The organism is Brevibacillus panacihumi (genome assembly GCF_003710985.1).
In the GTDB taxonomy this organism is placed as follows: Bacteria; Bacillota; Bacilli; order Brevibacillales; family Brevibacillaceae; genus Brevibacillus; species Brevibacillus panacihumi.
In genome coordinates this window covers 122,813-134,773 of sequence record NZ_RHHT01000002.1, presented here as the reverse complement: position 1 = coordinate 134,773, position 11,961 = coordinate 122,813, and the positions used below count along the sequence as shown (strand labels likewise).

The 11,961-nt window shown below is 50.7% G+C and carries 10 protein-coding genes; 1 reads left to right on the top strand and 9 read right to left on the bottom strand.

Going from position 1 to position 11,961, the window contains the following annotated elements; translation table 11 throughout:
- Nucleotides 1–108 precede the first annotated feature (108 nt).
- Nucleotides 109–936, top strand: coding sequence for a DUF6492 family protein (locus EDM58_RS00690; protein WP_122911960.1), 828 nt, complete (start codon nucleotides 109–111; stop codon nucleotides 934–936).
- 469 nt (nucleotides 937–1,405) lie between these two features.
- Here the strand turns inward: EDM58_RS00690 and EDM58_RS00685 are convergent, their stop codons facing one another.
- From EDM58_RS00685 to EDM58_RS00645, 9 genes are all read right to left on the bottom strand, one after another.
- Nucleotides 1,406–1,717, bottom strand: coding sequence for a hypothetical protein (locus EDM58_RS00685; RefSeq protein ID WP_122911614.1), 312 nt, complete (start codon nucleotides 1,715–1,717; stop codon nucleotides 1,406–1,408).
- Between the two features lie 22 nt (nucleotides 1,718–1,739).
- Nucleotides 1,740–2,663, bottom strand: a complete 924-nt coding sequence (locus EDM58_RS00680; protein WP_122911613.1) for an ABC transporter permease — start codon at nucleotides 2,661–2,663, stop codon at nucleotides 1,740–1,742.
- Nucleotides 2,664–2,682: 19 nt separating this feature from the next.
- Complete coding sequence (locus EDM58_RS00675; protein WP_183187369.1) at nucleotides 2,683–3,546, bottom strand: ABC transporter permease subunit; 864 nt, start codon at nucleotides 3,544–3,546, stop codon at nucleotides 2,683–2,685.
- Between the two features lie 181 nt (nucleotides 3,547–3,727).
- On the bottom strand, nucleotides 3,728–4,186 hold the full coding sequence (locus EDM58_RS00670) for a chemotaxis protein CheX (RefSeq protein WP_122911612.1): 459 nt from the start codon (nucleotides 4,184–4,186) through the stop codon (nucleotides 3,728–3,730).
- Nucleotides 4,187–4,231: 45 nt separating this feature from the next.
- Nucleotides 4,232–4,657 carry a hypothetical protein gene (locus EDM58_RS00665; RefSeq protein ID WP_122911611.1) on the bottom strand — a complete coding sequence of 142 codons (426 nt, stop codon included), beginning with the start codon at nucleotides 4,655–4,657 and terminating at the stop codon, nucleotides 4,232–4,234.
- A 118-nt stretch (nucleotides 4,658–4,775) separates the two neighbouring features.
- Nucleotides 4,776–8,543, bottom strand: coding sequence for a S8 family serine peptidase (locus tag EDM58_RS00660; protein WP_122911610.1), 3,768 nt, complete (start codon nucleotides 8,541–8,543; stop codon nucleotides 4,776–4,778).
- Between the two features lie 119 nt (nucleotides 8,544–8,662).
- The gene (gene sdhB / locus EDM58_RS00655; protein WP_023555100.1) at nucleotides 8,663–9,412 is read right to left on the bottom strand and encodes a succinate dehydrogenase iron-sulfur subunit; all 750 of its coding nucleotides are present in this window, start codon (nucleotides 9,410–9,412) and stop codon (nucleotides 8,663–8,665) included.
- Nucleotides 9,413–9,430: 18 nt separating this feature from the next.
- On the bottom strand, nucleotides 9,431–11,188 hold the full coding sequence (sdhA, locus tag EDM58_RS00650; RefSeq protein WP_122911609.1) for a succinate dehydrogenase flavoprotein subunit: 1,758 nt from the start codon (nucleotides 11,186–11,188) through the stop codon (nucleotides 9,431–9,433).
- A gap of 18 nt (nucleotides 11,189–11,206) precedes the next feature.
- A complete protein-coding gene (locus EDM58_RS00645; RefSeq protein ID WP_122911608.1) occupies nucleotides 11,207–11,818 on the bottom strand; it encodes a succinate dehydrogenase cytochrome b558 subunit in 612 nt (203 codons plus the stop codon).
- Between the last annotated feature and the right edge of the window lie 143 nt (nucleotides 11,819–11,961).

Here is an 11,961-nt window from a genome sequence, read left to right as displayed (position 1 = left end):
ACAAACACATATTTTGCAGGTTCTCCATATCTGCCATATTCACACGAAAGAAGAAAAACATATCCTATCTCGAAAGTCGGACACTCTGGCCGACCTGCCAAGACACATATGGTTGAAAGCGCTTGGCCAAAAGGAGTTGAGAAATTGACTATCAAAATTGATGTCCTGATCCCAGCTATTGAGAAAGACCTTGGCACTCTTCCCTATGTCATTGACAGTATCCGTAAGCAAGTGAAGCATCCGATCGGTAAGATCATGGTTGTATCGCCGCCAAGCAAGCGAATCCAAGCCCTTTGCCGACGTAAAAACTGCACCTTCATCAATGAAAGACGCGTCCTGCCGATTACAAAAAAAGACATTCGCTACCAAACCAAACGGACCAATCGCTCCGGCTGGCTGCTGCAACAATTGTTGAAGCTGGCGGGAGGAAACTTGACCAAGCAAAGATATTATCTCGTGATTGACGCCGACACCATCCTCATCCGCCCCCATGTCTTCCTCGTCAACGGGAAAACTGTTTTTTACTGCCGTAACTGGAGCCGCCCGGAGTATTTTCGCACCTATAAGAAATTACTGGGGACCAAGCCGACCGCCTCGCGCTCTTTCGTTGCCCACTATATGCTGTTCGATAAAGCGAAGCTCTCCCGACTGAAGCGAAAAATTGAGGACAGGCATAAGACCAAGTGGTACTGGGCGATTATCAAGAAGACTGACAAACAGAGCTATGCCGGCTTCTCCGAGTTCGAAACTTACGGCAACTTCGTGAAAGCCCACTACCCCGGTCATCTAGTTGTAAGAAGTTCCCTTAACAAAAGCTCCTCTTCAACACCGGCTTCACTTACTCGTAAACAAATCATCAGACTGGCCCAGAAATACAGGTCCATCTCCTATCATAAACGCCGTTGGTATATCCGGAAGAAGGGCGCGAGAAAATGAGGAGCTGCCAAGCCCAACTGATTGCAATGTAAGATACTTGGCTGCATGTGTCTGTGGCGGTTATCGTCTGCTCCCCAAGGTTGCGCTTTGCTTTCATCCAATCCTGCAGGTAGGCTTGGAAAGGCATCTTATTGAAACCACCACTTCTATATGTAATCGCCCCTTATAACTTCAAATGCCCATTAGCATCAAATTAGCATCAAAAGAGCAAAACAAAATAAAAAAGCGGTACAATTCCTTGTTTTATAAGGATTGTACCACTATAGGCGTACCCTTCAATCGTGCCACCCCTCCTTGTGGGCTCTACAGGAACAAGGTTGAGGGATTACAGAGTCACCTTATCCTATGATGGGGGGTGGGTGATGGTGCCGGAATTTCAAGTATTTTAGGCTTTTGCCATACATCCTATTCGAAAAATGGGCAATGGGTTCCACATGTTCGTGAATGGATGTCAGCGATTTGACTGTCACTACTCCCGAAGAAGCGCGAAAGACGCTTTGATCGCCTCGGCATCCCACTTCTCTCTCGACCAGGTTTGGATGATAAAGAGCACTCCTCCTGGCTTGTTGGCGGCATGGGAGAAGACGACTCTCTCCTCCGTTTCCTCGATTTCCACCTTCCCTTCCCAGCTCTTGGGGATGTGGAGGGCAAAATCGCCCGCTTTGCTTTTGAACTGCCTAATCAGCTCTCCATCTTGGCTGCTTGAACCTGGACTCGAGCAGCTAGCCAGGATAAAGAGCGGTATCAGCGCAAACCAGAAGATCCATGTGAACTGCTTCAAAAGGGCGTCCTCCCCCTTTTTCCTAGATAAAAGGCGTCCGGTTGTAGCTTTGCTCGAACTGATCGCGCAGCCCTTTGGCGAGCAAGGTGAACGATCCAACCGCGACGACAAAAGCGACCAACGGAGACAAAAAGATCCAGATCGCGTTGCCGTAGACAAAGGACCGATACGAACCGAGAAGCCCTGCCCATTCATTCGTGATCGACTTGTAGATGACAGGATCAGTGGTCATATACGTGCCCCCCACGAACAGATCAAACATGCCGAGCAAGCCCATCAGAGTCATGATAGCGATGATTTCAGTAACCAGAATGATGACGATTTGTTCTTTTAACTGCGGCAAAATATGGCGGAAAATAATTTGTTCCCTCCCTGCCCCCAGGGAGGTCGCTGCCAGCACGTACTGGGTTTCCTTGATCTGCTCCGTTTTCTGGCGGATTGATGCCGTTACGCTGGGAGTACCCAGAATAGCGACAACGCCTATAAACAAGGCGACCAGACTAGATGTGGGGAGTTCGGAGTTGATCGTGACCCCGGCCAGTAAAAAATAGACGGGGATGAAGATCGGCATGTAGCTCCAGGCGTTTTCAACCGAAAGCCACCAGGTCTGCGTTTTCTCCTGGATGCCTATGTAGAGGCCCATGATGGTCCCGATGAAGACGCGAATGAAGGCGATCGCCAGCGTGACGAACACCGTATACGGCGCTCCGTGCAGCAGCAGCGTGAGCAAATCATAGCCCCACTTGTCCGTTCCAAGCAGATGCTCTGCGGATGGAGGCAGCGGCGGATACGTGATGACAGTCTTGCCATTTACAACCGTACTGCTTAACTTTTCCTGAAAATCGAGGTCGTAAGGAGCCAGATAGGGACCCGTGATGCCTAGAAGCAGAAGAAGCGTGACCAGCACACACCCGGTCCACAACGGCCAATTGAATCGTTTTTGCATAGTAGAACCTCACTCTTGCCTATTTATAGACGAGTATTCGTTCAAACAGGTACAGGATCGCCCGGATCAGCAGATAAACCAAGATAGATAGAAGAATAATTCCCATAAGACCCATGACTGCTGCATTGAACTGATACATCGAGCTTTTGCTGAAAATGAAGCGCGTCAGCCCCACCACATTGAGCAAATATTCCACCACAAACAGGTTCGCTACCGTGATCGCGATGGTCTTTTTCAAATCAGCCAGCAAAAACGGTTTGATATTCTTGTAGACGTGATGAGTCAGGACATGCCAAATGCCCATCCCTTTCGCCAGTGCTGTCTTGATGTAATCCTCTCCGCCGATCTGCACGTATTTCAGGCTGATCACTTTCAGCAGAAAAATGGTCGGTCCAATCGAGAGCAGGACGATGGGGAACCACTTGTTCGCCGCATCGCTCGTCGGAGACAACGTGATGATCCGAATGCTTGTCACCTTGTAAAAGCCGACTGCCGCCAAGATTGATAGAAAAATCAGAATAAAGTCCGGAATCGTAGACACCAGGTCGAGCAAACGCTGAAACTTGCGCACAATCCAGAAGCGCTGCAGGAACATGCCAAAAAGCAATCCTGCCAAGACCGCAATCACGACGCTGGAAAAGAGCAGCTCAAACGTGCTGATCGCGAATGGAACAATATCCTCCGCGATGCTTCGCTCATAATCGCCCAAATAGTAGGTGCCAAGCGAACCGCCTGCAATCTGCTGGACCAGGTAAATTGCCCGCGTGACGACTTCTTCCGGGGCAAATACGACTTCTTCCTTTACGGTCGTCAGCATCAAGGGCCCGCCACAAATCACGATAACGAGCAAGAATATTCCTATTATTTGCTTCACATATGCCAAGCCTGCATACCCCCTTGCTCTTCCCACAATACACTATCTAAAAAAAATCATCTAGGCAAGCAAAAATATTTTATCTTTCTTTATTTTTTGAAAACAACATGCCTTCTCACTGCTCTCCATGCAAAAAGGAGTTCCTGATTCGGAACCCCCTTTTCTCACGTACTCATGCCCCGTTCGTGTATTACTCGATCACTACCAACTGAATTTCCATTTTGCCCATGTCCTGCAATTCCAAGGGAGCGGTCAGTGCAGTCCCGGTCATTTGTTGCAGATCCTGGTGGACCAGGAAATGCGGCGGAGTAATGTCGATCACTATGCCTTGATTGGACAAGATCGTACTCGCATTCCCCGAGATCATGTTGCCCAGCTCGGAAATCGCACTTTTCCCCATCTCATCCATCTCCTGAATCGGAAATCCCCCCATCATGGCGGATACAATCCGCAAGGCGAGATCATCCTGAATTCCGAAGAAAACATCTCCTTGCAATTGTCCGGTCATCCCGATGCGCAGCCAGGTATGTCCTTCCCGGTACGTCCACTGCCTAAGCTCCAGTTCTCCGCGGGAAATTTCTACTTGGCATACTTGCTGGATGACGAATGACGCCGAATCCAAAAAAGGATGTAAGTATTGCACACTCATTAAGTCCTCTTCCTTTCCCGGGAAATCCGTTCTTTCTACCTAATCTTAAAGTTGATCTTTCCCGGATTCAATAGTTCTCTGAAAATGATTAGGTCTTTGGGTCCGTATGCAAGGAATTCCGGGAAACCATTCCTCCACCTCGACCACCGATCGATACGTATAAATCCGGCTGCAGGTCCGCAGGTCCAGCACCTCTACACCGACTTCATGGCTGCTCAGCTGCCACATCGGCAACGGCAGCCTTTCAAAGGCGAAAACCGTATCACCAAACACATAGCACTCCTGGATGCAGCGTTCCTCCGGGTAGCGCTCTTCTGCCTCCAGCAAATGGATAGGCTCAATGCCAAACTGCTGAATTAAATGGATACGATCCAAGAGCTGCTCTGGCACTTTTTGACTGACCGTACGACGCGGAGAAAGCAGCGGATACTCCCTCTTCACATATTCCCAATTAATGCCGTGAAAAAACATGTATTTTCCTCCCAGTTTGAAACTCTTGCCCCATCATCTCATCCAAGGCGTCTATGGAAAAAAAGCCCAGATGCAGCGATTTTCATCACTGCAGCGGGCTTTCTTTTCTAGCATCTGCTTACTTTTTCTTGCCGACAATAATCATCTCCGCCTGCGTTTCCCGTCCCAATGCATCCCTGGCGATCACCGACAGCTTTTGCTTGCCTTCCTCGATCTGATCGAGCATCAGGCGAAATTCTCCGCGATCATTAATATCGGCCATCATCCGTCTATCCCGGTACACCATCTGCAATTGGATCGCTCCGGAGCCTACGACCCTTCCCTCGATCGGCAGAGAATCTCCCTCTTCTGCTTCGATCTGCTTGTGCGCCAGGTTCAAGGTTGGGGCTGGGGTTTGCCGGGCCTGGTAGGTATAGCGCTGCTCTCCGTGATTCAACACCACCGAGCCGACATTGGCATCCACGTATCCGTAAATCACCAGTTCGCTTTTATTTCCCGCTCCGTCCTTGCCTTCGAGCAGAATGCGATTTTCTCCGTGCTTCAGTGACAGGGTATGGATGAGCTGCTTCTGCACTGGCCTCTCCAATTGATCTTCTTCAAAGCTTGCGATGATCTGACCGTTTACACTGATCTGTCCTTTGTACGTCTGATCGCGATACAGGAAGCGTATGGGGACGATCATCCGTTTTGTTCCCGCATCGAATACCATTTCCTCGCTTCCCGTATTCATGAATTGCAGGACAGGAGGTGTGGTATCCATGATGACACGTTGCACGAACTGCCGCGTGTTGCCATACAGGTCCTGGGCGCTGTAGCTGATGTAATTCAACCCTTCCGTCAATCGCAGGATTGTCTGGAAAGCCCCGTCTGCATCGACCTTGATCGGTTGTTTATTGATCGTCAGCTTGACCCTGTCCAGCATATCCTCGCCCGTCACCTTGCCGCTGATAGCCAGATCCGGTTGATTGGTGATTTTCATATACTGGAACAGGTCGTTGGGAAACTCGACGAAAGGCGGTGTCGTATCGCTTCTTCCATTGACGTGCGCCATCCCCATATTTCCGGCATAATCGAACGCCACGACCGTCATCTTTTTATCCGGTTGATTCACGATGGTGCTGGTCACACTGGGCGCGTAGGGACCGCCCACCTTCTTCCCGTTTACATAGAGCAGGTATCCCTGAATATCCTTGTCTTTACTGTTCCAGTGAAGGCGGTTCCCGGAGATCGACGCTGTGACAGCTGGCGGTTTCGTATCCACGCGTACCGGCAGAGTCAACGTTTGCCAATTTGTATGGCTCCCGTCAATCTTCGCCTTGACCACGAATTGGTACGGTCCATCCGGAACCTTTTCATAAGTGCCTTTTTCCATCGAATACGCGCGTCCATCCCAGCTCCACTCTTCCCGTTCCGTAAAATAATACGGAGTGCCCAGCTTGGATTGATCGTATTTGCTTACCTTCTCATCCTGGACAAGGGAGCGAATTACCTTGCCTGACGCGTCTGCCACCTCGACCGTTACCTGTCGTGCATTTCGCAAAAAGGTAATCGAGGGTCCTGCTACATCGTAGTGACCGTCGCCATTGGGGGAAAATGCAATTTTGTCAGGGTCGATCTTGGCTGAGCCATCCTCCAAGACACCTGACACCCCCAGGTAGTCGCGGTATTTCCACTTGTCATTTCCCTTGTCATGGTACCAAGTCGTTTTGACGCCGGTTCTCTTTTCCTGGCTTCCTTCCTTCCACATCGGTTCATCCATGATCCGCGGCGCATCCCATTTGCCAAAGAACCCGATATAGGGCACGCGCAGATCAGGCAGCTCCTTGTCTGTGGATGCAAATAGCACAAACCCCTCGGCGAACTGATTCGGTTCTGCATCTTTTGGGATTTGCAGGGTCAATTTGACCTCTTCCCTCTTCCCGGGGGCGACTGTGACCTCCGGCTTGGAGATATTCAGCTTCGCACCTTCCAGCGGGGCCTCCCGCAACAGATTGAGACCATCCTTCTTCCGATCTGTCAGGACGCCGAACTCATCCTTGATTTGATAGGTGAGCGGCTTGTTTCCAAAGCGATTGTCCACGAACAGGGAAAAAGTCGTCGTCTCCCCGATCTCCCCCAAAGACACGCCAGCCTTCCCCTTCTGATCTACCACAATCACCGGCGTACGGATTGCTTTGGCTACCTGCATCATGCCTGCTCCTTGCACTCGCGGCGTATACGGCAATTTTTCCGATTGCTTGCCAGCTGTGGCAGCCACATCCTGATGCGGATCGAGGATCGGCTGGGCCGTATTCATCGCAGCTGCCTTCAAGGTTTCAACCAGCTGCCTGCCTTGCAGCTTCCGTCCTTGCTTTTCGTAGGCTTGTTTCATCAAAGCCATTGCGCCAGCTACATGTGGTGTCGCCATCGAGGTTCCGCTTTTTACGGCGTAATCGGCATCGCGCACCGTCGAGAGAATTCCTCCTCCTGGCGCAGATATTTCCGGCTTGAACTGCAAGTCCGGTGTCGGCCCCCAGGATGAAAAGGCGGAAATCGTGCCGCCTTCCGGGTAAGGCATCGGATTTTGCGCGTATTCGCCGTCGAAGGTGAGGGTAACCTTCTTCCCTTTTTTCAGAGCCTGTGCCAGCTTGTCGCCCATCTGCTTGAGAATGGCAACCGCAGGTATGACCTTGAGATGCTCTGCACTGATGATGATGGGACCTGGCTCATTATTGTAGATCACGGCGCCTGCGGCTCCTGCTTCTTTTGCCAGACGCAGTTTCTCATCGAATGTAATGTCTCCTCGCTCCAGCAAGACCACTTTATCCTTGACACTCACGTTGTAATCTTCCTTCTTGCCTTTGCCCATGTAGACTAGTTCATACGGCTTTAGCAGCGTGGTGACTGGATTCATGGCCGCTCCATTGCCTGCCTGACCGTGCAGATAGACGATGCGATCCATTCCTGATACCCCATCGACTCGAAAACTGTGTCCCGCCAACGTCGTCGCGTTGACCGAGGCGACGGAAAAAGCATCGGGTGACAGTCCAGGAGATCCGATCATCGCCACGTCCGGATTTTGCGCCCGTACTTTGTCACTGCCAAAATAAGCGTCATTGCCCGCGGCTGCAACGACGATAACGCCATTGTCTACGGCCTTTTTGATCGCGTATTGCTCCGTATTGCTCTCATCTACATATCCGGCAGATGAGCCCAGGCTCAGATTAATGACGTCCGCCTTTTTCGTGACGGAATCATTGATGGCGTACTGGATAGACTCACTGAGCCCCGGCACTTCTCCCTGGTAATTGGAGAACACTTTTTGGCTCATCAATTGGGCTTCTGGTGCCACACCCGTTATCTTTCCATTTGCTGCGATAATTCCCGCCACATGTGCGCCGTGCTGCGATTCCCCCACATCTTCGGTCGTCTGGTTGCGATCAGCCCAGTTATAGCCCGGTATCACTTTTTTGCTCGATCCGGATTTTTGTTGGGCTAGCCGTTTGTCCTTCGGGGCTGGAAAATCAGGATGCTGCGGATTGATCCCGGTGTCAATGACCGAGACCAGCATTCCCTCTCCCTTCACGCCCGCCTCCTGCCATGCCTTGGTTGCTTCAATCATATCCAGGGTCGATGTAGATGACTGATTCATCTTTTCGCCCAGTATTCGATGATTCGTATGGAGCCATTCATCTGCTTTGGCCGGTTGCCATTCCTTATTTCTAGACACAGCTGCATCTGTTGCTTTATGGAGGAATGGGCTTTCTGATTCGAGGATGTCGCGTATCACCTGCTGTTGAAATCCAGACATTTCTCCGGGAATAGCCGCTTTCGTCTGCCAGGTACCTGCGGCTGTTGTCGGAAGCAAAGTCAACGCCAACCCTATGCTGATCCACTTCTTTTTCATCGTTTGCCTCCTTTAGGAAAAGGTTCCCTTCCAACAGTTTTCACAGGGAGGCTTCCACCTATGCAAAAAAGCGTGCATCTGACAGAGCAGATGCACGCTTTTGGCGATCAGGCAAAGGCTTACGAGAAGAAGAATTTCTTCAAGCCATGCTTGATGGTTTCTTTATTCATATGTGCGATGGAAGTGGTAAGCGGAATTCCTTTCGGACAAGCTTGCACGCAGTTTTGCGAGTTCCCGCAATCCGCGATACCGCCATCGTCCATCAACGCTTCCAAACGCTCATGCTTGTTCATCATTCCAGTTGGATGCTGGTTAAACAGGCGAACCTGGGAGATGGCAAAAGGACCGATGAAGTCCGATTTGCTGTTGACGTTCGGGCAAGCCTCCAGGCAAACACCGCAGGTCATGCATTTGGACAGTTCGTACGCCCATTGACGCTCAACCTCTGGCATACGTGGTCCTGGACCCAGGTCATGCGTTCCATCGATTGGAACCCACGCTTTTACGCGTTTCAGCGCATCGAACATGCGGCTGCGGTCAATCGACAGGTCGCGCTGTACTGGGAATGTACTCATTGGTTCGAGACGGATCGGCTGTTCCAGCTTGTCGATCAGAGCGGAGCACGCTTGGCGCGGTTTTCCGTTAATCACCATCGAGCAGGCACCGCACACTTCTTCCAAGCAGTTGGATTCCCAGTTGACCGGTGCAGTCTTTTGTCCTTGGGCATTTACAGGATTGCGTTGAATTTCCATCAGCGCCCCGATCACGTTCATGTTCGGACGGTAAGGAATTTTGAATTCTTCCTTGTACGGAGTGCTGTCAGGGCTGTCCTGGCGAGTAATAATCAGGTGAATCAACTTTTCGGCCATGATCAGTTTCCTCCTCTCTTAGTGCTTCTTGTCGGACGTATAGTCACGTTTACGCGGCGGAATCAGCGAAACATCGATGTCCTCGTAATAGATCTCCGGAGCAGTTGTTTCCGGATTGAATTTTGCCATGGTCGTTTTCATGAAGCGCTCGTCATCGCGCTCAGGGAATTCAGGCTTGTAGTGAGCACCGCGGCTCTCATCGCGCATCAGAGCACCGATAGTGATCGCGCGCGCCAGCACCAGCATGTTCCACAGATGACGCGTGAAGGAAGCGCCGGAGTTGCTCCATTTGCTTGTATCGTTAATGTTGATGTTTTTGTAGCGCTGCATCAGTTCGACGATTTTTTCGTCTGTTTGCTTCAGACGGTCATTGTAACGCACGACGGTTACGTTGTCCGTCATCCACTCACCCAGCTCCTTGTGGATCAGGTAAGCATTCTCTGTTCCATCCATTTTCAGGATGCTGTCGTATTTCTCTTGCTCTTTCTTCGTAAAGCCGTCGTAAAGCGTAGAGGAAAGATCATCCGAGGATTGATTCAGTCCATTCATATACTCAATCGCTTTTGGACCTGCTACCATACCGCCGTAGATCGCGGAGAGCAGAGAGTTTGCGCCCAGACGGTTCGCACCGTGCTGCGAGTAATCGCACTCACCAGCAGCGAACAAACCAGGGATGTTGGTCATTTGGTTGTAGTCTACCCACATGCCGCCCATGGAATAGTGAACAGCCGGGAAGATTTTCATTGGAACCTTGCGTGGGTCATCACCAACGAATTTCTCGTAGATCTCGATAATACCGCCCAGCTTGACATCCAATTCTTTCGGATCTTTGTGGGAGAGGTCGAGATATACCATGTTCTCGCCGTTGATACCCAGCTTCATGTCTACGCAGACGTGGAAAATCTCACGTGTTGCGATGTCACGTGGAACCAGGTTTCCGTAAGCCGGATATTTTTCCTCCAGGAAGTACCAAGGCTTACCGTCTTTGTACGTCCAGATGCGTCCGCCTTCACCGCGAGCAGATTCGGACATGAGACGCAGCTTGTCGTCGCCAGGAATCGCTGTTGGGTGAATCTGAATCATCTCGCCATTGGCGTAGACGACACCTTGTTGGTACGCGATCGAAGCCGCCGTACCGGTGTTGATGATCGAGTTTGTCGATTTACCGAAGATAATCCCAGGGCCGCCCGTTGCCAGGATGACAGCGTCTGCACGGAAGGATTGAATTTCACCGGAACGCAGGTTTTGAGCCGTAATCCCGCGACAGGTTCCGGATTCATCCAGCACAGCACCGAGGAAATCCCAATATTCGTACTTGGTGACCAAACCTTCCGCTTCATAGCGGCGGACTTGCTCGTCCAATGCGTAAAGCAATTGCTGTCCAGTCGTCGCACCTGCGAACGCAGTGCGGTGATGCTTCGTACCGCCGAAACGACGGAAGTCCAGCAGTCCCTCAGGAGTACGGTTAAACATAACACCCATCCGGTCCAGCATGTAAATGATCCCTGGAGCCGCATCCGCCATCGCTTTTACTGGCGGTTGGTTCGCCAGGAAGTCGCCGCCGTACACGGTGTCATCGAAGTGCTCCCAAGTGGAATCGCCTTCCCCTTTGGTATTCACCGCACCGTTGATACCGCCTTGGGCACAAACGGAGTGGGAACGTTTTACCGGAACCAGAGAGAACAGTTGGACGGGAACACCTTTTTCTGCTGCCTTGATGGTAGCCATCAAGCCGGCCAAACCACCACCGACAATGATCAGTTTACCTTTTGCCATGACTTTGTCCCCCTATCCCTATACAATAAACGCCGACATAGCGCGCAAGCCAATGAACGTTACGATTACGAATACTACCATTGTAAAATATGTTGCAATTCGTTGGGAACGAGGCCCAACTGTGATTCCCCAGTGAACGAGGAACGACCAGATTCCGTTGGAGAAGTGGAAGGTCGTACTGATAATCCCGATCGCGTAAAATACGATCATGACAGGATTGCTAAGTATGTTGGCCATCATGTCAAAATTGACTTCTGCGCCCATCGCTTTTGGGATGCGTGTTTCCCAAACGTGCCAAACAATGAAGATAAGCGTAATGATACCTGTCAAACGCTGCCAGAGGAACAATTGGTTCCGGAAATAGCCGAAGTTCCCTACATTTTGTTTCGCTTGGAAGGCGATGTAGAGACCGTAGACTGCGTGGAACAGGATCGGGATGTAGATAAAGACAAATTCAACTACCAACAAAAATGGTACGTTTTCAATCAGACCCGCAGCCGTGTTGAAAGCTTCCGGTCCGCGCGTTGCTTGATAGTTTGCCGTCAGGTGGAACAGCAAGAACAGCCCGATTGGAAACAAACCTAAGAGAGAGTGAAGCCTGTGACTGAGAAAGCTATGGCCTTTCGCCATACAATGGTCCCCCTTTCAATGTATCTAACCTTCTTTTACTCGATCTTTCCCCCTATCCTAACCCATTGACTTCTCCATTAGACATGACGGGACGTCCGTCACATCCTTTGTCTGGAAAAGACAAAATGTGTCGGAATACGAAA